Origin of the sequence: Acetanaerobacterium elongatum, assembly GCF_900103835.1 — a bacterium.
GTDB lineage: Bacteria > Bacillota > Clostridia > Oscillospirales > Ruminococcaceae > Acetanaerobacterium > Acetanaerobacterium elongatum.
Genome location: NZ_FNID01000019.1, coordinates 18,227 through 42,743 on the forward strand (window position 1 = coordinate 18,227; position 24,517 = coordinate 42,743).

The window sequence follows — 24,517 nt, forward strand, 5'->3', positions numbered from 1 at the left end:
GATTGGTATTGCTGCTATTGGAACTTGGTTTGATTGCCCCCTTAATTTCGCTAAATTTTTATTTAGTGAAATACGCTGTAAAAAGTTAGGGGGTTGTAGACATTAGTCCACATAGCATTCCCTTTCCATCGAACGCTTTCCTTAACTTATAAATAACCCGCAAGCAGCTGCCTGAAGCCGCTTGCGGGTATCTGTTTAGTTATTAGTTTTAAATCTTATCATTCGGAGTTTCATCAGAAAACAGCGATACGTTCTCCGCGGTCTCTTTGGCTTCCGGGCTTTCCTGCTTGATTTTATCATAATACGGGTCTATACAAAACTTCTTGATATATTGGAATGAGTTAAAGCAAATGATAAAACCAACGAGCGCCGGAATAATGACAATGATAAAAATCAAAGATATCGGATAAAACAAGAACGTTGGTACTACGATTAAAGCAACAAAAAAGGTCGTAATCAGGTTCGTTTTAAGACCTAAAATGGCTAGAATCAACGCGTTTTTATAAATCTGGGTTAGCTTTAAATCAACAGTTATAATCAATAGATAAACATAGTAAGACGCGAACAGTATAAGTAATGCTACGGCGATTGTAATACCCATCATAACGGTATAGATCATGGATTGAGCCATATTTAAGTAATAGAAGTTTATGGTGAAAGAAAAAAGAAAACCAATTAAAATAAGCAGTATGCCGGTTGGAACCGATTGCTTCCAGTTATCCTTTACTGCATCCTTAAAATCCGAAAATAAAAATGCGTGCTGTTCCCTTGCATAGTTACGCAAAACATAGGTTAACCCTGTGGTCGCCGGCCCGATTGGTATTACAGCTATTATGGTGATAATTCCGGCCAGAAGCTTGTTAAGTAAGGCTCCCTCAAACCAAGGGAAAATAAAAATAACAACTAAAAATAATGGGACAAACGCAAGAACAAACAGGAAGTTTACCTGAATAAGCTTCCAAAACTTCCTGAAGAACAATTCAAAAAACAGAAAGAATCGCTTTTTCTCAGGTGCGTTCTTTGAAACACCCTTGCCTGGTTTTGAGTAGTTACCGAAACCTAAAAACCCCAAAATCTACAACTCCTTCAGAGTATTACGCACGAGGGTGACACCGGTTGTAAACATCCTTAAATTTATTCTTCATAATTTGCGCATAAACCTGCGTGGAGGATATATCGGCATGGCCAAGCATCTCCTTGATGTCTTTCAGCTGAGCGCCGTTTTCCAACAGATGCGCTGCAAAGGAATGCCGTAAAGTGTGCGGCGTAATCTCGGTTTTAATATTTGCCTTTTCAGCATATGTTTTTATTATCTTCCAAAATCCCTGTCTAGTCAACCGACTTCCGTTTAAATTAATAAATAATGCATCAAAATCACTATCTGGCACGATGGCAATTCGAACACGATAGATATATTCATTCAATGCCTTGAGCGCTTCAGGGTAAATCGGTATAATCCGGCTGGCGCGACCGTTGCGGCAGTTTAAAAAGCCTACATTGAGGTTTACATCCTGGATATTCAGCGATACCAGTTCAGATACACGAATTCCGGTCGCATATAAAAGCTCCAGCATTGCCTTATCGCGGCAGCCCTTTGGCTCATTCGAATTCGGGCTTTTTAATAGCTGATCGATCTCGTGATTGGTTAGAATGCTTGGCAGCTTTTTCTCTACCTTTTCAAGCTTAATACTTCTGGCTGGGTTGGTTGTGGCATAACCGTTTAAAACCAGGTACTGAAAAAATGACCGAAGGGATGCAATGCTGCGGGTGATGGTGGAGTTGCTTTTATTCAGCTCCTTTAAGTGTTCCACATAATCCTCAATACATTCGTTTGTAACCTTGGAAGGCTGTGTAATGCCCTCCCCTTTCGCAAATAAAGCAAAAGCGGTTACATCTCGAATATAGGACTCTAGCGTATTCTCTGCCACATCCTTGCTGTCTGATAGATACCCCTCAAAGCTTTTGATAAACTGTGTCATTTTTTCTCGTCCGTTTCTGCCGCTGTTCGCAGGCTAAATTATTAACAAGTTTCAGAAAAATTGATATGCACAGTAGCAAGATATAAAAAACCTATGGTGATATGCCGCCAAATAAGCTGCAGCATAAACCATCCACCAACGCCGCGATAAAAATCAATACGGTGTAAACAATGTATCTGGTAAGATATGCCTCTGCAGCGATAGCTATTGAGCTCTCATTCTTGTTGGAGAACAATGAGAAGTATATCCCGGAGAGCTTATATGAGCTTGCGCAAGCCAAAATGATTGCAAACGAGGCAATCAGCGAAACAGGCACGAGGTTTTCAACCGCATACCATATACCTGTAGTGCCGCAAGCGGCGTATAGGTAACCAATAGAAACGCCAAGACTAAACCCTTTGGCTGTTGATGCAAACATGATAAACGGTATGCCGATGGCGCAAAAGCCCAAAAAGAAAAGCAGAAATAGAATTAAAAAATTGACTGTAAAAGAGGACAAGAAGGCTGACAGAAAGGTTTGCTCTACTCTTTTGCTGATATAGCCAGACAATACGGTGGCAAGCTCCCCGGCTATCGGTTCGTTGCAGTATTTCACCGTAAGTGAACCGGCGGCTATTCCTACGAGAAAAAGCGCAAACATACCGTAAACAAGCCTGTTGCGCAGTACGAACTTAAGAACATCAGAGGCGTATGTACGGCTGTTACGCAGACTGTTTAAGGTTGTCCTTCTCATTTGAAAATCCCCTTTTCTGAACCATTATAGTACTATAAATATTCAGGTGAAGGGGGTTTTAGAATTTATCGGCCCAGTTCGTATGCCCTGTCTATGCACGAGCGCATAGCGGCACGTACTGTCTTTTCAAAGCCATATTCCTCAAAGGTGGAAAGCGCCTTCAGGGTGGTTCCTCCAGGGGAAGAAACCATTTTAATCAGTTCATCAGGGGTTAGCTTGCTTTCTGTAAGCATTTTGGCACTGCCGATTAACGTTTGTGAGAATAACCGCAGGGCAACATCGTAATCAATTCCCTGCTCCTTCGAAAATTCTGCAACAATCTTTGCAAACAGGTAGATAAACGCAGGGCTGCTACCATTAACGGGGATTACCTCACAGAGCTTATCCGCAGGAATCTCCTCACTGATGCCTGCAGAGGCAAATATACTTTTTACAAAGATAAAATCTTCGGTGCCGGTTGGTGGAATGCAGGCCAACGCCGATGCACCCTCACCGAGCATTAGAGGCGTATTTGGCATTACCAGCACCAGCTTACAGTCAAACCCGATTATATTCTTTATATATTGTGCGCCAACACCTGCGGCAATTGAAACAAACACATTATGTTCACCCGCGGCAGGTTTCAGGGCGGTTAACACGTCTGTGATTACCTGTGGCTTCACGCACAGAAAAACATATTTGCTTTGAGCCACTACTTCCTGTTCGCTTTTAGCAGCTGAAAGCCCTTTTTCAGCAAACGCAGCGCACTTTTCAGAAGAAACATCATAGGCACAGATTTGGGAGGGGCTTACAACCTCCTTTGCAAGAATACCGCCGATAATTGCCGAGGCCATATTTCCAAGCCCAATAAATCCAACTTTAAACGTTGCAGACATCAGTGTCATTACTCCTAATCCATGCTCAATATTAATAAATCTTAAACTATATTTTAATATAATACATTCCAAATGAATATTCAATAAGAATTCGAAATATTAATATTGATTTGTTGCAAATATCAAAAATTATGTCAATCTAATTATGTATAGTTACAAATATTATGTAAACTGCAATATGTAAACGCAGTTAAATAGAAAATCCAGCCCATTTTAAGGGCTGGATTTTTATACATTATCGTTGTATATCGTTTTATAACTGAGCAGCCTTCATCATGATAGCACACTCTAAACGTTTTTTCTCAAGCTCGCAGGAGATTCTGTGAGGCTTTAAGATGTCCCCTCTGTACTGCATGTTGTTTGCGTTGCACCCACCGGAACAATAGAACTTTGCCCAGCATTCTTTACATTCCTGCTTGCCATAGATGTTGGCCCGTGCAAAGGTGTTCTTCATCTCTTTATTTATGGTGTTGTCAAGTACACTACCCATCTTCCACTCTTCCATGCCAACGAACTGGTGACATGGGTAGATATCGCCATCCGGGGTTACTGCTATGTATTCATTGCCGCATCCACACCCGCGCAGACGCTTGATAGCGCAAGGACCCTGCTCCAGATCAATCATAAAGTGGAAGAAGTTAATCCCCTCTTTTTTTGCCTTTAACTCCAGCAGCAGCTTTGCTAACCGCTCGTACTCTTCAAATACACGCGGCAGTTCCTTTTCGGTGATGGCGTAGTCGTTTTCAAGGTCTGAAACCACTGGCTCCACAGATACCTGATCAAACCCCAAGCGCCTAAGCTCCATTACGTCATTGGTGAAGTCCTCGTTAAACTTGGTGAAGGTGCCACGAACATAGTACTGCCCGTCGCCTCGTTTTTCTACAAGCCGTTTGAACTTCGGAACAATAATGTCGTAGCTGCCAGAGCCATTTACACACTTGCGAACCTTATCATTAACCTCTTTACGGCCATCCAGAGAAAGTACGATATTGTACATCTCTTTGTTGATGTAATCAATCTTTTCGTCATCCAAAAGCACACCGTTGGTGGTAAGGGTGAAACGAAACAATTTGTTGTGTTCCTTCTCCTTGCTTCTTGCGTAATCAACGATCTGTTTCACTACCTCAAAGTTCATGAGCGGCTCACCGCCAAAGAAGTCCAGCTCAAGGTTTTTGCGGGCACCCGAGTGCTCTATTAAAAAGTCGATGGCCTTCTTCCCTATCTCAAAGGGCATCAGTTTGCGGCCCTTGCCAAAATCACCGGTGGAAGCAAAGCAGTAGCTGCAACGGAGATTACAGTCATGTGCGATGTGAAGGCACATTGATTTAATTGGGGAATTCACCATCATCTCTTTAAAGGGTTCATAGTCATCAGCCGAAAACAGCACACCGTCCTCATAGAGCTTATACAGCTCACCATAAGCTTCGGTAATATCTGCATGTGGATATTCCTTGTCCAGCGCCTGATAAATCTCGTCAGGGCAATCCTTTACAAAATCATTCTTAATATAGTCCAGTAAACGGTAAGATAATTCATCAACAATGTGTACGGCACCGCTGTGAACATCCAGTACTATATTAAAACCATTCAAAGAGTATTTATGAATAAGGTAGTTTTCCATATTAAATATCATACCTTCCAAGGCGTATTCTATAAGGGTAGGGCTTATCCTCTATTTATATTCAGTGCAATGTTGACAACAAAAATCAAGGGACAGCGTCATCTGCCCCTTGATGATTTGTACGGTTTGAGGTTTTAGCCGCTTATTTATTAGCGTTCTCGCACTTCTGGTTAGCAACCGTGCAGGATGTTTTACATGCAGACTGGCAGGAAGCTTGGCATTCGCCGCAGCCGCCCTTTGCAGTGCTCTTCTTAAGATTTGCGGTATTTAAGGTTTTAATATGCTTCATGAGTGATGTCCTCCTAAACGAATAGCTTATTACAGTATTTTATTGTATCATATTTTGTCATAGGTTGCAATTATAATTTTCTTTTATTCATAATATTCACCCCAATAATGCCGCCAATCGTTGCGCTTATTACGATAAGCATTATTTTTGCAAGCAAAAACAAGCCAAAACCGTTATGCAGTATGATGATATTCATAATCAGTATCAGTAACGCCAGCACGATGCCGGTTGCTAAACCAACAGGCAGCCCTTTGGCTTTCGCAATTCTGGCAGAGAATATCCCCCCAAAGAGCGCCGCCACAACCAGCATAGCAACGGCTGCCGGGGTAAATACCGAAGCCGACAATCCTGCGCCAGAGAATAACGCTGCAAGCAGCAGTGAAAGTAACAGTAAAGTTGCCAAAGCTGCTCCTGTGCCAAATAAAACCGGCCGTGCAAACTTAGTGTTCTTCTGTTCGGCTGCATTCTTCAAAAAAATCGACCTCCAAGCCATCCCTCAATACCTAGATAGAACTTGTATTGATAAAGGATATTCGGAGGCCGTACTATTTATGACAAGTTATTTGGAGGAAGCATCCTCACTGTTATGCACGGTATTGTTGGTTTGGATAGCCCATCTTGCAATGCGAATCTTGCTTCTGTCAGAGCCGGTTTCAATAACAACCGTATCCTCACGAATGCTTACCACAAGACCGATAATACCGCCGCTTGTAACAATCTCATCGCCAACCTGCAGGTCGCTGCGCATCTTCTGAATCTCTTTTTCCTTCTTCTTCTGAGGTCTAATCAGGAAGAAGTAGAATACAACAAAGATTAAGACAATGGGACCGACTTGTATTAATAAGGCCAGTGCGGAGTTGGCTGGTGTAGCGGAGCCGCTGGCTGTTGCCGCCGAAGCAGTATTAGCAGCCGATAATAAGAATTCACTCATTTTTTCTTTTTCCTCCAATAAGTCGGTAATAACAATATATGGTTAAGTTTTGCATATGATATTTCAATTATACATATAAACTCTTTACCATGCAATAGTTTTCAAAAGAATACACAGAAAGTTCAAGAAATTCTAGTCTTTACAGCGTTTATCAAGTATCGGCACATATCTTTCCTTGAATTGTTCAAAGGTTCCCTCTTCAATAGCCTCACGAATCCGCTCCATCAGCGTATTATAGAAATAGAGGTTGTGCATCACGGCCAGACGCATACCGAGCATCTCGTTTGCCTTAAACAGGTGGCGGATATATGCGCGTGAGTGGTTTTTGCATACAGGACAGTCGCAATCCTCAGCAATCGGTCGTTCATCGTTGGTGTATTTAGCATTGATGATATTCACAATACCATTAAAGGTAAACATATGCCCGTGGCGGGCATTCCGGCTTGGCATTACGCAATCGAACAGATCCACCCCGCGTGATACGGCCTCGATGATATTCACCGGCGTACCCACTCCCATCAGGTATCGGGGCTTGTCCGCAGGCATATAAGGCTCCACTGTTGAAATAATCCGGTACATATCCACGGCGGGCTCCCCTACTGCAAGGCCGCCGATAGCATAACCGTCCAGATCAAGTTTCACGATGCTTTCCATATGCTGAACACGCAGGTCTTCATATACACAGCCCTGATTAATCCCGAAAAGCATCTGATTGGGGTTTATGGTATCATGTAAAGCATTAAGCCTTGTCATTTCATCCTTGCAGCGATATAACCACCGCTCAGTTCGGTCGCAGGACTTTTTTGAATACTCATAAGGTGCCGGATTCTCAACGCATTCATCAAAAGCCATCGCGATAGTGGAGCCAAGGTTGGATTGGATACGCATGCTTTCCTCCGGCCCCATAAATATCTTGCGGCCGTCGATATGTGATTGGAAGGTAACACCCTCCTCCTTGATCTTTCGCAGCTGAGCCAGCGAGAAAACCTGAAAGCCGCCGCTATCGGTAAGAATCGGCCCGGCCCACCCAATGAAGCGATGCAATCCACCCATCTCACGGATCAATGTGTCGCCCGGGCGAAGATGCAGATGATAGGTATTGCAAAGCTCTACCTGACATTTTAAATTCTTGAGGTCGTAAGACGAAATCCCACCCTTAATAGCCCCGGCAGTTGCTACATTCATAAATGCGGGAGTTTGTACAGTACCATGAACGGTGGTAAACTCTCCCCGTCTGGCCTTACCGTCCTTCTTTATCAGCTTGTACATATCTGGCCTCCGTTAAACAATAAACATTGCATCGCCGAAGCTGAAAAACCGGTATTGCTCCTCGACGGCAATCTTATAAGCATTCATAGTATGCTCATAGCCTGCAAAAGCACTCACCAGCATAATCAGCGTGCTTTCGGGCAGATGAAAATTCGTTATAATGCCGTCCAATACCTTAAACTCAAAGCCCGGATAGATAAAGATATCGGTGTAGCCTTCACAGGCCTGCACACATCCATAGGTAGCTACGGCGGCCTCAAGCGTACGACAACTGGTTGTGCCAACGGCGATAACCCTCTTACCGTTCGCTTTAGTTTTATTTATCAAATCAGCTGTCTCCTGCGGCAAATAATAGTGTTCGCTGTGCATTTTGTGGTCTGTAATGTTATCTTCCTTTACAGGTCGGAATGTACCTAACCCCACATGAAGAGTAACAAAACCAATGTTTATGCCCTTGCTTTTAATACGCTCCAGAAGCTCCGGCGTGAAATGCAGCCCAGCGGTAGGCGCAGCAGCAGACCCCGGTTCTTTTGAATAAACCGTTTGATAGCGTTCTTTATCCTGCAGCTTTTGCTTAATATATGGCGGCAGCGGCATCTGGCCAATCTGCTCCAGTACATTAAAAAAGCTGCCACACTGCCATTTAAAGCGCACAAGACGGTTGCCATCCGCCGGCAGTATATCTAAAACTTCAGCATTGAGCAGCCCATCACCAAATACAAATTTGCTGCCGATACGTGCCCGTTTGCCGGGTTTCACAAGGATTTCCCATATATCCTGCTGCTTCTGTTCAAGCAAAAGGAACTCAATGTCGCCGCCGGTATCCGTTCGTTTGCCGTACAGCCTGGCGGGCAATACGCGTGAATTATTTAGAATCAGGGTATCCCCTTTATTTAGTAAATCTAGAATATCATAAAAATGCCGATGGCCGATTACGCCTGTCTTTCGGTCTAGCGTCAGCATTCTGGAGGTATCACGAGGTTCTATTGGAGTTTGAGCGATCAGCTTTTCGGGCAGATCATACCAAAAATCGGATTTTCTCATGAGCTTTTTCTCCCGATATCAACTAATTTCAGAAAATAAATTGACAGATGAAACGACAGATGCTAATATGTATTGTAAGAAATGGATAGAGGCGCGGGTTTAAAGAGTAGCAAATGTTAAATCGCCGAGATTGCTTGAGCGTTTGTTAAAGGTAAAACCGCCGAAGGGAACAGCACGGCAGCTGTTAACCTGGTTGCATGGCCGAACAGGCATGTGACTGTCATCATTATGATAATGATGGAGAGCTATACACCAATTTCACAATTGTACCCTATTTTTGTGTTATGGTCAATAGCCGAAAATTATTATATTGATTGACAGTCCGGTTTTAAACCGGATTTTTTGTTATTTTTCGCTATTGCGGTTATAACATTTCATTTCTAAGCATGTTAAAAGGAGAATTGATGATGAAACAGTTTCATGTAGGTATTATTGGTGCAACTGGTATGGTTGGTCAGCGTTTTATTTCGCTGCTGGAGAATCACCCTTGGTTTAAGGTTACACTGCTTGCGGCATCTTCCCGTTCAGCCGGCAAAACTTATGCTGAAGCCGTTGGTACCCGCTGGGCTATGAAAACGCCGATTCCTAAGAATATAAAAGAAATGGTAATGCTGGATGCTACCGCAGATATAAAAACGATTGCCTCCTCGGTAGATTTTGTGTTTTGCGCAGTAGATATGAAAAAGGATGAAATCAAGGCGCTGGAGGAGATGTATGCTAAGGCGGAATGCCCTGTTATCTCCAACAACTCTGCCCACCGCTTTACGCCCGACGTGCCAATGATGATTCCTGAGATTAATGCCGACCACGCTGAAGTTATTAAAGCGCAAAGAAAACGCCTGGGAACCAAGCGCGGCTTTATTGCCGTAAAGTCCAACTGCTCGCTGCAAAGCTATGTGCCCGCCCTTCATCCCTTAATGGAGTATGGGATAACAAAGACGTTGGCATGTACTTACCAAGCAATTTCCGGCGCAGGTAAAACCTTTGAAACCTGGCCTGAGATGATTGACAATGTAATCCCCTACATTGGCGGCGAGGAAGAAAAAAGCGAGAAAGAGCCGCTTAAAATTTGGGGCGAGGTGAAAAACGGCGAGATTGTTCCGGCTACCTCCCCTGCTATCACCACCCAGTGCATTCGCGTGCCGGTTTCCGATGGCCATCTTGCTGCAGTGTTTGTTTCCTTTGATAAAAAGCCCACCATTGATGAAATTAAAGCAAAATGGGCTGCATTTAAGGGGGAACCCCAGGAATTGAATCTACCCTCAGCCCCCAAGCAGTTCCTGCATTATTTTGAGGAGAACGATCGCCCGCAGACCAGGCTTGACCGTGACCTTGAAAATGCAATGGCGATTTCTCTTGGCAGGCTGCGTGAGGATTCTCAGTATGACTATAAATTTGTGTGCCTCTCCCACAATACGGTAAGGGGCGCTGCAGGTGGCGGTGTTTTGATGGCTGAGCTGCTTGCCGCAAAGGGCTACTTTGATTAGTGTTTGTTTTTTGACCAATAATATTGGAGGGACATTAGGTGAAGAAGACTGTATTTACCGGCGCCGGCTGCGCCATCGTAACCCCTATGAACCCCGACGGCACCATCAACTATACCTTGTTAAGCGAATTGATTGATTATCAGATACAAAACTCTACCGACGCTATTGTTATTGCGGGAACTACAGGCGAATCCTCAACCTTTACCGATGCGGAGCATATTAATGTGCTGCACTATGCGGTAAAGGCTGTAAACGGGCGCGTGCCGGTTGTTGCCGGTGCCGGTAGCAACGATACCTCCTATGCCGTGGCACTTTCAAAAGAAGCAAAGATTGCGGGCGTTGATGCGCTGCTGCATGTTACCCCTTACTATAACAAAACCTCACAAAAAGGCTTGGTAAAGCATTTTACGGCAATAGCGGACGCTACTGACCTGCCAATGATTCTTTATAATGTTCCCAGCCGTACAGGTATGAACATTGGTATTAACGCTTACAAGGAGCTTGCGAAACATCCAAACATCGTAGCCACCAAAGAAGCAAGCGGCAACATCTCGGCTATCGCGCAGGTTGCCGCAGAATGTGGCGATGAGCTGACCATCTACTCCGGCAACGATGATCAGATACTGCCAATCCTCGCGCTTGGCGGTAAGGGTGTAATTTCGGTGCTGTCTAATATTATGCCAAAAGAGACACATGATATCTGCCAGCTGTTTTTTGACGGGGATATCAAGGCCAGCACCAAGCTTCAGCTAGAGCTGCTCGAGTTAATGAATAACCTGTTTATTGATGTAAACCCCATCCCTGTAAAGGCGGCTTTAAAGCTGATGGGCTACCCTGTTGGGGATTGCCGGCCTCCTCTTGATACACTCAGCGACGAGCATACTGCTGTACTGAAGGCGTCACTTGAAAAGTACGGTTTATTGAAAGCACCGCGCAATTAACTATTCGGAGGCAGAGACGTGAAAAAAAGAATTATACTGTCTGGATGCAACGGCTATATGGGGCGGGTAATCACTGCCAGTGTGTCTGGTCGTGACGATTTAGAAATTGTTGCAGGTATTGATATCAGCGGCGAGCAGAGAGAGCATTACGAGGTTGTTACCTCCCCCAATAAGGTTACGGCCGAGGCTGATGTCATCATAGATTTCTCTCACCCCTCCGCACTTACTCCACTGTTAGGGATGGCTCAAAAGCGTAAGCTGCCGATTGTGGTATGTACTACCGGCCTTTCGGCGGAACAGCTTGATGAGCTGAAAAACGCCTCCGCCAATATTCCGGTGTTTAACTCCGGAAATATGTCACTGGGAATGAACCTTCTTATAAACCTTGCCAAGAAAGCGGCTGTTGTGCTTGGGCGGGATTTTGACATCGAGATTATTGAAAAGCACCACAACCGCAAGCTGGATGCGCCCAGCGGTACCGCTTTAATGTTGGCCCAGGGTATCAACGAGGCCGTCGAACAGCCCTACCGTTACGAGTACAACCGTGCATCGAAGCGCGAAAAGCGCTCAAAAACCGAGATTGGTATCCATTCAGTACGCGGCGGTACAATTGTTGGTGAGCATGATGTTATCTTTGCGGGGCCGGACGAGATTGTTACCCTGTCACACAGTGCAAGATCACGTGACATATTCGCAACCGGCGCTATCAATGCTGCGCTATTTTTGTGTAAACAGAAGCCCGGATTCTATGAGATGTCTGATTTACTAGCATAATTGATTGAAAAGCTGACAAATACTAATCTTCGGTAGAAATGTAGGTAAAACTGCATATCAAAACCTTTTGCTGGATTTTTGGTACATTTCCTAGAAGAAGATAAGTATTAAGCGGCGGAATGGAGCTTGTTATGAACGGAGTATCGAAGATAACCATAACCGATGATGTGGCGCTCATTACCATAAACAAGGCACCGGCCAGTGTCCGGCTTCTGGCCTCCATTCTGGGTGAATTTTCTGATGCGGGCATAAACATCGATATGATCTCCCATGCCGCACCGCAAGGCCAATACACCTCCCTTTCCTTCTCTATTTTAAGTGAAGATTTGGTGAAGGCCTTAAACCTTACCGCACGATTTGCGGATACCCACCCTACTATTAAGCCGCTTGTAAGCAACGGCAACTGCAAGATACAGCTCTACGGCGAAGAAATGGCTGAAATGCCGGGTGTGGCAGCGGCTGCCATGAAAGCGATTGCTGCCGCAGATGTGGATATCTCGATTATTACCACCAGCTCTGTGGATATCTCCATCCTAGTGGCAAATGCAGATAAGAACAGTACCGTTGCTGCATTAAAGAAGCAGTTTGGTTTATAATAGCAGCAGAACAATAACGAAAGCCTCAAGAGAGTGAAAGCTCTTCTGAGGCTTTTTATTATGAGGATAATTCGGCCCATTCGTCATAATACTTTGAAAGGGCTGCACGCTTCACTTCAAGCTCTGCGCAGTGCTGCTGCATAGCCAGATAGTCAGTGTATACGTTTTCAAGCGTCATTTCATGCTCGTGTTCAGCTATCTCTGCCTCAGTGTCGGCAATAAGGCGTTCAAGCTCCTTAATGCGATTTTTAATACGAGCCTCCGCGCTCTTTTGCTCTTTGCTTTTATAGTATCCCTCATGCTTATTGGGGATTTGTTTAAGAATTTCAGCAGGCTGTCCCTCCACCTTTAATTGCTTCTCTTTCGTTACTTCGCTTACATAGGCATCATAGTTACCGTTATATGATTTGATGCCGTCATTATGAAGTTCGACGATTCGTGTAGGCACCCGGTTGAGCAGATAGCGATCATGCGATACAAACAGCAATGTTCCCTCAAAGCCTAACAGTGCCTGCTCCAGGTCTTCCTTTGCAGCCAAATCAAGATGATTGGTGGGCTCGTCGAGAATTAAAACATTGGCGCGTTCCAGCATCAATACCGCGAACGCGAGCTTGGCGCGCTCACCGCCGCTGATGACCTTTACCTTCTTATATACGTTATCACCGGTGAGCAGCACATTTCCAAGTGCCGTTCGGATAACAACCTCATTGTAGGTTAAATGTCGATCCCACAGTTCGTCCAATACGGTCTTCTCGGGGTGAAGATTGCCGTTTTCCTGTTCATAATAGCCTATAGAAGCGTTCTGCCCCCAAGCGTAGCTGCCTGAATCAATGGGTATCATGCCTTGAATCGCCTTTAACAGAGACGATTTTCCAATACCGTTTGTACCGATAATCGCTACCCTTTCCCCTCTTGTTACCTCAAGGTTCAGATGCTGAAAGAGCTGCTTTCGGCTTTCCTTCTCGCCAACCGAAAGAGCCATATTATTGATTTTTAAAAGTTCTTTATAGGGCACCTTATCGGTTTCAAATCGCAGGTTCATACGCTTGATGGCTGTACTGGGGCGTTCCATTACCTCTATCTTTTCCAGTGCTTTCAGTCTGCCCTTTGCGCTGTTGGAGGTGGAAGCCCGTGCCATGTTTTTATCAATATACTCCTGCAGCTCTGCGATATGAAGCTGCTGTTGTTCATATTCCTTCTGAAGCCTGGCTACACGCTCTTGCTTGAGTATTAAGAATTTCGAATAGTTCCCCGGGTAACCAGTCAGTGTATTTCGTTCCAGCTCATAGATTTCACTAACGACCTTATCTAAAAAGTAACGGTCGTGCGATACCACCACAATTGCTCCGTTATATGTACCAAGGTACTCCTCCAGCCACATCAAGGTTTTAAAATCCAGGTGGTTTGTCGGCTCATCCAGTATTAGCAGGTTTGGCTCCTCTAAAAGCAGTCTTGCCATTGCCAAACGTGTTTTTTCACCGCCGCTAAGGGTTTGAATTTGCGTATCTAACGGAACGCTCTGGAACCCCATACCGTTTAGGATGGTTTTTATCTTGACCTCAATGAGATATCCGCCACCCTGTTCAAACGCTGTTTGCTTGTTGGCGTAACTCACGGTAAGGCGTTCATAGGCCTCAGACTGCGTATCAATTCCGGAAAGCTGCTGCTCCAGTGCGTGCATCTCCTCCTGTAGTTCTAACAAAGGTGCAAAAACACTTAGCATCTCGTTATAAATGGTGCTTTCACGCTGAAGGCCGCTGTTCTGCTCCAAAAAACCAAGTGACATGGTAAAAGCGCGGTAAACGCTTCCGCTGTCACCCTCCAATCGTCCACACAGGATATTCAGCAGCGTAGACTTTCCTGCACCGTTGGCACCGATAAGCCCGATACGGCTCTTTTCTTCGATCTTCAGATTTATATTGGTCAAAACTGTTTTATCGCCAAAGCTCTTATTAAGCCCGTCTATTGTTACCAGCATCGTATAGTTTTCCTTTACTAAAGAATCGCAACCTCGGATATTATATCATCCTAAGCCTCCGTTTGCAAACATCCATTGGAGATTACTACAGGGAAACTAGGCTTTGCTATTTTTATAAGGTTTACAGGACTTAAAACGTATCTTTGTGACGGCACATCAAAGGCAATATCCCGCCAATATCCAACAATTCGCATTCTGTTAAGCATACATACTTTACAGAGCGTTGAGTTAAGAAATCTGCAATCTTTTTTCCGTTTGGATGGCTAAAAATGTTCCCTGTAAACGCCAAAACATCCTTTTCAATCAAGCCGCAACAGCCGCCGATGAACCCATAAGGGTATCCGGGCAGTTTTATAAAACCGGGCTGTATCAAAAGAACTTCGATTCCCGATGTTTCGCAGGCTTTGGCAATTGAACTGTCTGCCGTAATAACGGCATAGGGCGATGCAATTGCAACCGAACACCTTGCGTATCCTTGATTTACAAAATTCACAGCAATGCCGTTTGGGGCGCAGTAATCAACAATCTCGGGCGCCGTATCCTTACGGCAAAACAGTGTTCTCCCTATACGAGCTGCGTTTAACGCTACATCCCCTGGGTACGTTTTATGTAGGCTCTGAGATAATACGCTTACCTCAAAACCAAGTAATTTCAGCTGCTCAACATAAGGAGCATCCTTATCGGCAGCGAGGATTTGTTTTCCGCCCAGATGGTGCAACAGCATATCCGCATGGGTTTGCACCGGCTCAGCCAACCCACCGTGTTGTGTTACCTTAATGCATTTTATCCCCTGCTGTTTCAGCGCGGATATAATTTGTTGGTTTTGTTCAGAAACTGCCGCCACTAAAACCTTGCCCTGCGGCAGATTTGGGGAGCTTACATATTCCATAGTGCTGTTTTCCTCGAAAGTTTGGTTTTCCCCCCAGGTCTATTCTGTTCTGAGTGCATCCACAGGGTTCAGCTTGGAGGCTTGTGCTGCCGGGTAAACGCCAAAGATTGTGCCGTTTACTATTGCAAAGCCAATACATATCAATAGCAGCGGTATATTGATAATCGGCGTAATATTCATAAAAAAGAAGCCTAACAGCGAAAGCAATAGCCCGATCACGCTTCCAATCAAGCTCCCGAGTATTGAGATTGCAAAGGCCTCAAGAATAAATTCGCTCATGATGGTGACCCTGCGCGCTCCAATGGCCTTTTTAATACCAATCTCTCTTGTTCTTTCGTTTACTGAAACCAGCATTACTGTCATAATGGAAAGCCCAGCAACAATCAGCGATATCGCCGCAATGGCTGATAATACATACGAAATAATGCTTAAAAGATTGTTCAGCTTATCCTTCTGGCCTGCAATATTCTGCGTTTTATAGATTTCTTTATACCCGGTTGCCTGCTCCAGCCTGCGGATAACATTTTTAGCCACCGCATCAATGGCCGAAGAATCGGCCACCTGTAAGGCAATCTGATCAAAGCTTTGTTTTCCCGCAGCCTTTTGCAGAGAGGTATACGGTACATAAACAAAGGTAGGGATATAGCTGCTCAGCAATGATTGTAACATATTTCCGCCTGAATTGACAACCCCGATGATTTTAAATTCTTCATCGCTGCCGCCAAGACGGATTTTAATCGCTTTGCCGACGATATTGGTACGTTTATAGGTCTGCTGAGCAAATACCTTATCTACCACACAAACATTTTCCGAGGCGCCCACATCAGCTTTTCCTATCAGACGGCCATATAACAGCTGCAGTGAAAAAATCTGCTTAGCTCCAGAATCAATACCCCATACAGCACTGTTAAGTACCAGATTTCTGGTATAGGCATTGGTGTACTCCAACATAATTGGAACCGCTTTTGTAACCTTATCGGTTGATTGAATTACCTGCAAATCATTTTCACTTAGCTCCATATCGGTAACGCGTTTGTCGGTTTCAATCGTCAGTGCACCAATCCCCAGACTGTTTAGTTCGCTGTTGATTGCGCTTTTCCCCATATCGGATATCGAACCGATGATAATCACGGAACACACGCCAATGGCGATACCTATAATGGTGAGGAAGGTTCTGAACTTATTCCGAAACAGATTCTTCACCGCATACTTAAGATAATCGCTCATCCGCTTCCCCGCCCTCTTTTATTCCAATAAGCACACTAAGGTGTTATCTTTAAGTGTTTCTGTAGGGTTTGTAACAATATAGTCGCTTTCGTTCACTCCGCTTTTTATCTCAATACCGTTGAGCAGTTCGGAGTCGGTTTTTATCAGTTGCTTATGAACCCGCCCACCCGAATAGACAAAGACAAACTCCTTTTGTTCATCATCCTGACCGATAGCCTCATAGGGGAGTACATATGCCTTGCGCCCTTCTTCAATAAGAATTTTACCTTTGATGGAGTAACCCGGTCTCAGGGTTTTATCAGGATTTCGAATTTTCAATATAACATCTACCATAGCTTCTTTACTGGTTGAAAGCAGTGCTTTTTGTGCTGTTGGGTAGATTTTGCTAACGGTACAGTTATATTGGCTGCCATTTTGGGCAAGTACCGTAAGGGTGGCTTTCTGCCCCTCCCTAACCTTCGAAATATTGGATTCGCTGACGCTTACCCTTGCTACAAGGCTGCTGCTCTGAGCAATGGTAATAATAGGGGTAAACGCCGAAGACATCTCCCCCTCCTGCGCGTTAACTTCTGTTATTACACCATCTTCAGGTGCAGTCAATACAGTTGGTAACGCTTTTATTTCGTCCTTGTATTTCGCAAGAATCTCCGTGATAGAATATTCCCCGGAATTAACATACTGTGACAGCAGGTTCTCCGGTATGGCAGATACACTGCTCCCCATTAGCGCAGAAACGGCAGCTACTGTGTTTAAGCCGGAATATGCTGAAACAGTGGCATCTTTGTCCACAACCGCTATCCGGTCACCTTTCCTTACGTAATCGCCTACCTCAACCTCAATGTGTGAGATCTTTACCGGTATTTCAAGGCTGACATTGCTTTTCTTTTCCACCTCAATGCTCCCGGAACAGTTTAAGTACTGGTTATATACGGTCTTTTCTAGCTTTGTCACATTCACCTTGGGCATTGACGAAAGCATTATATCGGGGATAAAGATGGACGCCAGCAACAGCATCATACCTGCCAGCAACACTGTCAGCCTTAACTTCATACCTGCCACCCTTTTACCTATACTATTCTGCTTAGAAGAATAGTATTATACGGCAAAATTCTTCCTATAATTTCGCTAAAGATGAATTTAGCGCCGTCTGTCTACACACCCCAAAACATAATAGAAGCTTAACAGCTAAGATTTATTATATTATTAGGTTTGTTAGGCATACAAACGCTAGTTAAATTCATCCTTTAACTCTATAATATTTTGGCTGAAATACGGCTTATTATTTATGAAGAGATTATGAAATTAATAATATAAAAACTGCCGTACAGCTTTAATCTGTACGGCAATCGATAACCTGAAACAATTATTTTTTTAAGGCTGCTATCGCCTGTGAAATAGAGCTTACCCCGATAATCTCTATCCCGAATTTCTGTGGGTTTACAAGCTTTGTAAGTGACGCTTTAGGTATAATACATTTTTTAAAGCCAAGCCGTGCAGCTTCATTTACACGCAGCTCCGCATTGGACACCGAACGTATCTCCCCTGCCAGACCAAGCTCGCCAAAAACAAAAACGTCATCCCTGATGGGAATATCGGTTAATCCCGATACAAGCGCCAGCGCTACCGAAAGATCTGCTGCGGGCTCATCCAGTTTTAGACCACCAATGATATTTACGTAGGTATCAAGGCTTGAAAACAAAAAACCAGCGCGCTTTTCAAGAACAGCAAGAATAAGCGACATACGATTGTAATCAAATCCTGTAGACATTCTTCGAGGAGTACCAAAGCCTGTTTTGGTTACAAGCGCCTGCACCTCGGCAAGGATAGGACGGCTGCCTTCCATGATACAGGCTACGCAGGTGCCTGATACATCAACGGGCCGGCCGGAGAGCAGCATCATTGAGGGGTTCTCCACCTCACATAGGCCTTCGCTGGACATCTCAAAAACACCGATTTCGTTGGTTGAGCCATAACGGTTCTTCACGGCGCGCAGGATACGGTAAGGCAGGTTGCGTTCACCTTCAAAGTACAGTACGGCATCCACAATATGTTCCAGTACCTTCGGCCCCGCAATGGCACCATCCTTATTGACATGCCCTACAACAAAGATTGAAATCTCTTCTCCCTTAGCGCAGCGCATCAATGCCTGCGTACATTCTTTCACCTGGCTGACGCTTCCCGCCGCGGAAGAAACAGCGCTGTGTGTCATGGTCTGGATTGAGTCGATCATCACTAGATCTGGCTTTTCTATAATAATGGTATTAATGATGCTTTCTATATCGGTTTCAGCCAGTAAAAAGAGGTTAGGAGTTGAAACATTCAGGCGGGCCGCACGAAGCTTTATCTGCCGCTGTGATTCCTCGCCCGAAACGTACAGTATCTTTAACGTTTTACCCAGATGACCGCAGATCTGAAGCAGCAGAGTGGATTTTCCGATACCCGGATCGCCGCCCAACAGCACCAGCGAACCTTTTACTATACCGCCGCCTAATACACGGTTTAGCTCGTTTACCTGGGTATCATAACGTATCTCATCGGCTTCACAGATATCATTTATGGTAACCGGAGTGAACACCTTAACCGCGCCGGTTCCGTTCTTTTTACCGGTATCCGTCTCCTGCCCGCGAATCTCCTCAACCAGTGTATTCCACTCACTACAGCTAGGGCATTTACCAAGCCATTTTGGGGACTCTGCGCCGCATTCACTACAAACAAAAACGTTTTTTAACTTTGTGCTCAATGGTTATTACACCTCTGCGTTTCTATCATAGGTCAAATACTTTTTAACCTATTCTAACCCTTTTTTGCTTTTATCGATATATTTCATCAGGCCCGCATAAATTGAAAAGGCAACCTGATTTTGATATTCATCCTTTAAAAGCTTCTCACATTCATTTTGGTTTGACAAAAAGCCGCATTCCACCATAATCGACGGAATTTTTGAATGGTAAAGCAGATAGATTTCTTTTCCTGCCTTCTTAACCTGACGACTGTTATCAGGCTGTATCAGTTCACGAAAACTATCCTGAATGGCCTGCGCTAAATCTTCACTGTCGGAATTGTTCGGGCTATAGAATATCTGAGTTCCATTTGCGGAATCTTGCGTAAACTTATTCTGGTGAATGCTTATAAAGATCGCATCGGGGTTTTTTTCTATTATCTGCATACGGTTTTGAATATCTGAAACCTTTCGCTGTCTTACAGTATTCAGACCTTCATCATTGAGTAATTGATCCTTCTCGCGTGTCATAATTACCCTAAAGCCACCTATCGTTAAAAACTGTTTGAGCTTTTGGGCAACTGCAAGATTTATGCCTTTTTCACATGTATTATTGTCGTAGCCTACGGCTCCGCCGTCTTCTCCCCCATGCCCCGCATCAATAATTACTGCAATTTGATTATCGGATGTTGCAAACGCAGGCTGCGCAGATTCATTTACCCTTCTGATTACATAGATGATAACTAGCAGAACGAGCAAAATAAACAATGCGGTAAAAATGGCCTGGCGTACATCAAGATTTCGATAGTTATAATATCTTTTTGCCACATACATCCCCTCCACCAAAGGTTATGCTGGAGGGAACCTGAAATATGTTTACTTTTTCTTTTTATAAATAAGCTTACCGATTAAAGAGATACGCTTGTAACCGAAATGGTAGGCAAGGGAGGTTATCAATGGAATAATCAGTGGATAAATAAGGGTTACTAACATCGGTAGCCAGTTTACGTCCTTTATAGTTACCGGCAATAACATGCGGATGAAGCCGTAAAAAAGAGACAATATTACCTGGAAAATAGCATATAAAAACTGGTCGTTATTAATTTTACTCAGAAATAGCAGTATATAGGGCAGGTATAATGCAATCATCCCTATCAGGCCAATCTTTAAGCCGCAATAGCGATCATAGGTTATCCTACCGGTAAGTACATAATTGATATCCTTTTCGCCTACCGTCCAGACAGGAAGATAAACAAGACTTAAGAGTATGAGTAGATTAAGAATTTGAATAAGGACTGTACCGAAGACGTTGGGCAACACACTGGCTAACGAGATAAAAACGAAAATACTTAGAATATCGGCGAATAAAATACTGAGCATTAGCGAGAGCCCATGCCGCAGATTAGATTTACGATTCATGTTATGCCTCCATTTGTAGAAAAAGTAAGAATACTGGATTGCATTAATTATAGCCGATAACCCTAACGCTTTCAAGGCAAAACAATTAAGGTTATACAAAACTATAAATATAAAACCGCCGAATAACTCCGGCGGTTTACATTGGAGGTACCACCCAGATTTGAACTGGGGAATAGAGGTTTTGCAGACCTCTGCCTTACCACTTGGCTATGGTACCGTATGGAGCGGGTTACGAGGTTCGAACTCGCTACCTCCACCTTGGCAAGGTGGCGCTCTACCAAATGAGCTAAACCCGCATATCTGGTGCTTCCGGTCGGAATCGAACCAACGACACGAGGATTTTCAGTCCTCTGCTCTACCAACTGAGCTACAGAAGCACTTGATGGCGACCTGAAGGGGGCTCGAACCCCTGACCTCTAGCGTGACAGGCTAGCGTTCTAACCAACTGAACTACCAGGCCATTATGGTGGGAACAATAGGGATCGAACCTATGACCCTCTGCTTGTAAGGCAGATGCTCTCCCAGCTGAGCTATGCTCCCATGCCGCTTTCGTGAGTGGCAACGAAAATTATTTTACTATATTTAGCCTGTATTGTCAACAGTGAAAAGTATGAAATAATTTGAAAGAACACGGGGTATGCAAATCGACTACCTTTTAATTCTGCACTGGTGCATCCTTGATTAGAAAGGTGATGGAAAAGATAAGAATACTGATTATTACTAATAATAGCGCTACAGGGAAAATGGATAATAAGCTTATATTCTGAGATAAGATGCTTCCAACAAGATTACCAATTACACTGCTTAACCCCATGTTCAATGCCATACCGATCGAAAGCGCGGTAGAGCGTAATGCAAGCGGCGAAACCTCTGCTGTATAGGCAACCGTAGACGGCAGATACAGCCCATAAGAAAAGGATTGGGTAATTTGAAATACAATGAGTGCAGTAGTATTGCCGGATGCAGCCCAGAAAAGGAGAAAGCGGATTACAAAAAAGAACAGGGAGAACAAAAATAAGGAGCGATTTTTAAAGCGCTTCGCAAATTTTGAGTAGAAGATCATTACACAGCCCTCAGACATTGCCGTAACAAACAGGTATATGCCAACATCCTCACTGGTTCCGCCAGCGGAAAGCAGAATTATGGGAAAATATGTATTAACCATAGTGATAGAACAAGATGTTATAAAAATACTGAGCATTAAGACTACATATCTTTTATTTCTCATTAAGATACCTATAGAATTAATTAAGCCGGAGGATGACTGCAATTGCTTTTCATTATGAACTTTTTTATTCAAACATGGTATGTACTTTACTAAAAAGAGAATAACAAGTATATCTAATGTGTAAAAACCAGCATGCAATATAAATATAATATCAGAACCTAGCTTTTGCATCATAAAGCCTACCAGTATTGCAGTGAATGCAAAGCCCATTGAACCGGTACCCCTTGTTAAGCCGTAATTGATGGGCTCCCCTGCAGCAATCAACTTTGATGACCAACTGCTGATTACACCTGTCACCGAGCTTTCACATACCGTTAGCAACAGTACGGTGATAAGCGCATAAACAAAACCCTGTTTGGCAAGCGGGATGAGAAAAGCCAAGCCGATACTGATGAGTATGGACAATGAAATGAGAATTTTAGGAGGTATATAGGAATCAGCAAGATAGCCAAACAATGGCTGTGTAATCATCAAAATCATTGCGACGACAGCCATGATTAGCCCGATGATAGAATCCGAATAATTTAGCTGTTTGAGATAGCTGGATATAAAACCAAGCACACAGCAATAGCCTGCCCAGAAAAAACATTCTAAAAATGCAAAAGCGAGAGTTTGATTCTTTATGCCAGTCTTCATATTGCCTCCGGTTATTCTTACTGTCTGCTCGGCTTGCCGTTATCAAAGCTGTCTCCGCAGGTAATCTTTTGGGGTGTGCCATTTAGAATGGATGAAGCAATTTTTTGTATGAGCAGCGCGGCCTCCGGTTTAGATGCCTCAAATAATTCATCGAAGCTCTGGGTAAAGGTAATCTCCGGCCGCTGCAGGTTACGCCAAGCCCGGTGTTCATAGTTCATTACCCAACGGTTATAACGTTTAACCCGAAGAAGGCTATATACCCTTTTATCCTTAAAGCTAAAAAAATCAATAATTCGTGCAATCACCCCCAAGCCAAGGCGATCAATAATTAACTTATAGTACCGCTTGCTGCCCTTAAAAGCGGTGAGCAGCTCCTGTTCGGTAACCTTAATACCATATAGATTATTTAGCAAGTACTTATACAATCGTGCGATTGGCAGGTATTCCTGCTGTTCGTTTAACAGCCTGTCGGGTATCTGAAACGCCTGAGGCTTAATCCCGTATTTACAGTAGGCCATCGCAGAATCAATATCACTTTCAATCTTATTGTGCACGCTATGATGCCTTGGATTTAGCTTTTTCTTCTCTTTCTGAAAATAATAAACATATGGATGGCAGTTTTTATCGAGCACATAATGGCACACAAACCCGCAGATATAAGAGAATACCGCTTTAAAATCAGATGTATCTTTGATATTAACGGCGTATTCCTGCATTTTGATAAAAAGCTCGTCGGTTTTGCTGTTATGCATGATTGACCCGTATTGAGGCAGTTCTTTATTACCGGCAAGTACCGCAAAAAACAGAATATCCGGCCCTTGAAGCGCCCATTCAAAAGCGGGTTGGCTGATGGAATACCCGCAAATCGCATAGCCCTTGCTTTGATCATTAACAAAACGACATTTTAAAACCTCGTTGCCAAAGATGCTGTGCGTAATGTGCGCCGGCATACCATTTCCCCCTTTTCAATACTTTTAGAAAAGAACCGCAGGCAGAGAGAAAACCTCTGCGTTGCGGTTATCTTTATACTATCCCCATCTTCTGCAAGGTTATAAAATGAGTACTAACGTGTGGTTATTCTACTGCGTTCCAATATCTTCTCCAGTGCCTTAGATACAAAATAAATCATTCCGGTTTCAATCGGGTACATAATAAAGTTCTTAAGTACCCTTGCCGGGAGTAAGGCAAGAAAGGCCTTATCATAAAGCACTGCAATCCATACGGAGTTTAAAAGAAGCTGTACAAAAATTACAACCGTAAGATGGGCAAGCGCCACCCGCCAAAGCGTTATCTTATTTTTGTAAAAGAACAACCCATAGATAAAACCGGTTAGAAACGCACTAATTGTAAAGCCGATAAAATATGGCCCGGTGGGCTTAATAAAGAATTTTAGCAGATCGCCCGCAATACCGGCAAGGCCCCCGGCCACCGGCCCATAGAGCATTCCCGTTATCGAAAGCGGAATAAATGCAAAGGTAAACTTCAGTAACTCATTGGGCTGTATGGTAAAAAAGCCAAGAACAACATTGAGTGCTGTCAGCATCGAAGATATTGCAAGCGACAGCACACTCTTTAACTCCCTTGCCGAGCTGATAATTAAACCTGCGAACTTTTTCAACAAAAAAACCTCCTTAAATATAGCAATATAAAAGATTGCTACACATAGGAGGGCGACCTCTATACAGTTTCCCAGGATAAAAGGCTGCAGGCATTCGGGAACCCGTACAAACTATCATGTAGCAGCGGGATGCGAAGCCTGTACCGCAAGTTAAACTTTTCGTCCACCCGGCAACTCCCCGTCCGGCTGGCACTTTACGCACAGGTTTCTACTCTGCTAAATCTTTCTGCTGTAAATATAGCACAATTATTACAGATAATCAAT

General features: G+C 43.9%; 24 protein-coding genes, 5 tRNA genes and 2 riboswitches. Of the genes, 4 read left to right on the forward strand and 25 right to left on the reverse strand.

Annotation, left to right across the window (positions count from 1 at the left end):
* Positions 1 to 208: 208 nt before the first annotated feature.
* The 10 genes from BLR50_RS08235 to queA form a co-directional block, all read right to left on the reverse strand.
* Positions 209 to 1,072, reverse strand: coding sequence for a DUF624 domain-containing protein (locus BLR50_RS08235; RefSeq protein ID WP_162840370.1), 864 nt, complete (start codon positions 1,070 to 1,072; stop codon positions 209 to 211).
* A 22-nt stretch (positions 1,073 to 1,094) separates the two neighbouring features.
* Entirely contained in the window at positions 1,095 to 1,979 is an 885-nt protein-coding gene (gene xerD / locus BLR50_RS08240; protein ID WP_092640478.1) for a site-specific tyrosine recombinase XerD, read from the reverse strand.
* Positions 1,980 to 2,070: 91 nt separating this feature from the next.
* Positions 2,071 to 2,712: a stage II sporulation protein M gene (locus tag BLR50_RS08245; protein ID WP_092640481.1), complete on the reverse strand. Its 642-nt coding sequence runs from the start codon at positions 2,710 to 2,712 to the stop codon at positions 2,071 to 2,073.
* Between the two features lie 65 nt (positions 2,713 to 2,777).
* Complete coding sequence (gene proC / locus BLR50_RS08250) at positions 2,778 to 3,587, reverse strand: pyrroline-5-carboxylate reductase (protein WP_092640484.1); 810 nt, start codon at positions 3,585 to 3,587, stop codon at positions 2,778 to 2,780.
* A 253-nt stretch (positions 3,588 to 3,840) separates the two neighbouring features.
* Positions 3,841 to 5,208 (reverse strand): thioether cross-link-forming SCIFF peptide maturase, encoded by a 1,368-nt coding sequence (gene scfB, locus BLR50_RS08255; RefSeq protein ID WP_092640488.1) that lies wholly within the window; start codon positions 5,206 to 5,208, stop codon positions 3,841 to 3,843.
* A 142-nt stretch (positions 5,209 to 5,350) separates the two neighbouring features.
* A complete protein-coding gene (gene scfA / locus BLR50_RS08260) occupies positions 5,351 to 5,497 on the reverse strand; it encodes a six-cysteine ranthipeptide SCIFF (protein WP_092640491.1) in 147 nt (48 codons plus the stop codon).
* 70 nt (positions 5,498 to 5,567) lie between these two features.
* Complete coding sequence (locus tag BLR50_RS08265; protein WP_162840371.1) at positions 5,568 to 5,969, reverse strand: TIGR04086 family membrane protein; 402 nt, start codon at positions 5,967 to 5,969, stop codon at positions 5,568 to 5,570.
* An 87-nt stretch (positions 5,970 to 6,056) separates the two neighbouring features.
* Entirely contained in the window at positions 6,057 to 6,428 is a 372-nt protein-coding gene (gene yajC, locus BLR50_RS08270) for a preprotein translocase subunit YajC (protein ID WP_092640497.1), read from the reverse strand.
* Between the two features lie 132 nt (positions 6,429 to 6,560).
* The gene (gene tgt, locus BLR50_RS08275) at positions 6,561 to 7,697 is read right to left on the reverse strand and encodes a tRNA guanosine(34) transglycosylase Tgt (protein ID WP_092640500.1); all 1,137 of its coding nucleotides are present in this window, start codon (positions 7,695 to 7,697) and stop codon (positions 6,561 to 6,563) included.
* 12 nt (positions 7,698 to 7,709) lie between these two features.
* Positions 7,710 to 8,741, reverse strand: coding sequence for a tRNA preQ1(34) S-adenosylmethionine ribosyltransferase-isomerase QueA (queA, locus tag BLR50_RS08280; RefSeq protein ID WP_092640503.1), 1,032 nt, complete (start codon positions 8,739 to 8,741; stop codon positions 7,710 to 7,712).
* A gap of 78 nt (positions 8,742 to 8,819) precedes the next feature.
* A riboswitch (Lysine riboswitch) is annotated at positions 8,820 to 8,997 on the forward strand.
* A gap of 151 nt (positions 8,998 to 9,148) precedes the next feature.
* On the opposite strand from queA, the gene asd reads away from it, so the two are divergent.
* The 4 genes from asd (at position 9,149) to BLR50_RS08300 (ending at position 12,539) form a co-directional block, all read left to right on the forward strand.
* On the forward strand, positions 9,149 to 10,228 hold the full coding sequence (gene asd / locus BLR50_RS08285; protein ID WP_092640505.1) for an aspartate-semialdehyde dehydrogenase: 1,080 nt from the start codon (positions 9,149 to 9,151) through the stop codon (positions 10,226 to 10,228).
* Positions 10,229 to 10,266: 38 nt separating this feature from the next.
* Positions 10,267 to 11,169, forward strand: coding sequence for a 4-hydroxy-tetrahydrodipicolinate synthase (gene dapA, locus BLR50_RS08290; RefSeq protein ID WP_092640508.1), 903 nt, complete (start codon positions 10,267 to 10,269; stop codon positions 11,167 to 11,169).
* Between the two features lie 18 nt (positions 11,170 to 11,187).
* Positions 11,188 to 11,943 carry a 4-hydroxy-tetrahydrodipicolinate reductase gene (gene dapB, locus BLR50_RS08295; RefSeq protein ID WP_278277987.1) on the forward strand — a complete coding sequence of 252 codons (756 nt, stop codon included), beginning with the start codon at positions 11,188 to 11,190 and terminating at the stop codon, positions 11,941 to 11,943.
* Between the two features lie 131 nt (positions 11,944 to 12,074).
* Complete coding sequence (locus tag BLR50_RS08300) at positions 12,075 to 12,539, forward strand: ACT domain-containing protein (RefSeq protein ID WP_143008072.1); 465 nt, start codon at positions 12,075 to 12,077, stop codon at positions 12,537 to 12,539.
* 58 nt (positions 12,540 to 12,597) lie between these two features.
* Here BLR50_RS08300 and BLR50_RS08305 read toward each other — a convergent pair whose 3' ends face one another.
* From BLR50_RS08305 to BLR50_RS08375, 15 genes are all read right to left on the reverse strand, one after another.
* A complete protein-coding gene (locus BLR50_RS08305; RefSeq protein ID WP_092640515.1) occupies positions 12,598 to 14,517 on the reverse strand; it encodes an ABC transporter ATP-binding protein in 1,920 nt (639 codons plus the stop codon).
* Positions 14,518 to 14,647: 130 nt separating this feature from the next.
* Entirely contained in the window at positions 14,648 to 15,406 is a 759-nt protein-coding gene (locus BLR50_RS08310) for a DUF6873 family GME fold protein (RefSeq protein ID WP_092640519.1), read from the reverse strand.
* 39 nt (positions 15,407 to 15,445) lie between these two features.
* Positions 15,446 to 16,633 (reverse strand): ABC transporter permease, encoded by a 1,188-nt coding sequence (locus BLR50_RS08315; protein WP_092640522.1) that lies wholly within the window; start codon positions 16,631 to 16,633, stop codon positions 15,446 to 15,448.
* Positions 16,634 to 16,651: 18 nt separating this feature from the next.
* Positions 16,652 to 17,683 (reverse strand): efflux RND transporter periplasmic adaptor subunit, encoded by a 1,032-nt coding sequence (locus BLR50_RS08320; protein WP_092640525.1) that lies wholly within the window; start codon positions 17,681 to 17,683, stop codon positions 16,652 to 16,654.
* A 313-nt stretch (positions 17,684 to 17,996) separates the two neighbouring features.
* On the reverse strand, positions 17,997 to 19,373 hold the full coding sequence (gene radA / locus BLR50_RS08325; RefSeq protein ID WP_092640528.1) for a DNA repair protein RadA: 1,377 nt from the start codon (positions 19,371 to 19,373) through the stop codon (positions 17,997 to 17,999).
* Positions 19,374 to 19,421: 48 nt separating this feature from the next.
* A complete protein-coding gene (locus BLR50_RS08330) occupies positions 19,422 to 20,180 on the reverse strand; it encodes an N-acetylmuramoyl-L-alanine amidase (protein WP_162840372.1) in 759 nt (252 codons plus the stop codon).
* Positions 20,181 to 20,228: 48 nt separating this feature from the next.
* On the reverse strand, positions 20,229 to 20,771 hold the full coding sequence (locus tag BLR50_RS08335) for a hypothetical protein (RefSeq protein ID WP_092640534.1): 543 nt from the start codon (positions 20,769 to 20,771) through the stop codon (positions 20,229 to 20,231).
* Between the two features lie 142 nt (positions 20,772 to 20,913).
* A tRNA-Cys gene (locus tag BLR50_RS08340) sits at positions 20,914 to 20,988 on the reverse strand.
* Positions 20,989 to 20,991: 3 nt separating this feature from the next.
* Positions 20,992 to 21,067, reverse strand: a tRNA-Gly gene (locus BLR50_RS08345).
* Positions 21,068 to 21,072: 5 nt separating this feature from the next.
* Positions 21,073 to 21,148, reverse strand: a tRNA-Phe gene (locus BLR50_RS08350).
* A gap of 6 nt (positions 21,149 to 21,154) precedes the next feature.
* Positions 21,155 to 21,231, reverse strand: a tRNA-Asp gene (locus BLR50_RS08355).
* Positions 21,232 to 21,235: 4 nt separating this feature from the next.
* Positions 21,236 to 21,311: transfer RNA gene (locus tag BLR50_RS08360), tRNA-Val, on the reverse strand.
* 115 nt (positions 21,312 to 21,426) lie between these two features.
* Positions 21,427 to 22,635, reverse strand: a complete 1,209-nt coding sequence (locus BLR50_RS08365) for an MFS transporter (RefSeq protein ID WP_092640537.1) — start codon at positions 22,633 to 22,635, stop codon at positions 21,427 to 21,429.
* A 17-nt stretch (positions 22,636 to 22,652) separates the two neighbouring features.
* The gene (locus BLR50_RS08370) at positions 22,653 to 23,585 is read right to left on the reverse strand and encodes a zinc dependent phospholipase C family protein (RefSeq protein WP_092640540.1); all 933 of its coding nucleotides are present in this window, start codon (positions 23,583 to 23,585) and stop codon (positions 22,653 to 22,655) included.
* Positions 23,586 to 23,698: 113 nt separating this feature from the next.
* Entirely contained in the window at positions 23,699 to 24,253 is a 555-nt protein-coding gene (locus BLR50_RS08375; RefSeq protein ID WP_092640543.1) for a folate family ECF transporter S component, read from the reverse strand.
* A 120-nt stretch (positions 24,254 to 24,373) separates the two neighbouring features.
* A riboswitch (THF riboswitch) is annotated at positions 24,374 to 24,471 on the reverse strand.
* Between the last annotated feature and the right edge of the window lie 46 nt (positions 24,472 to 24,517).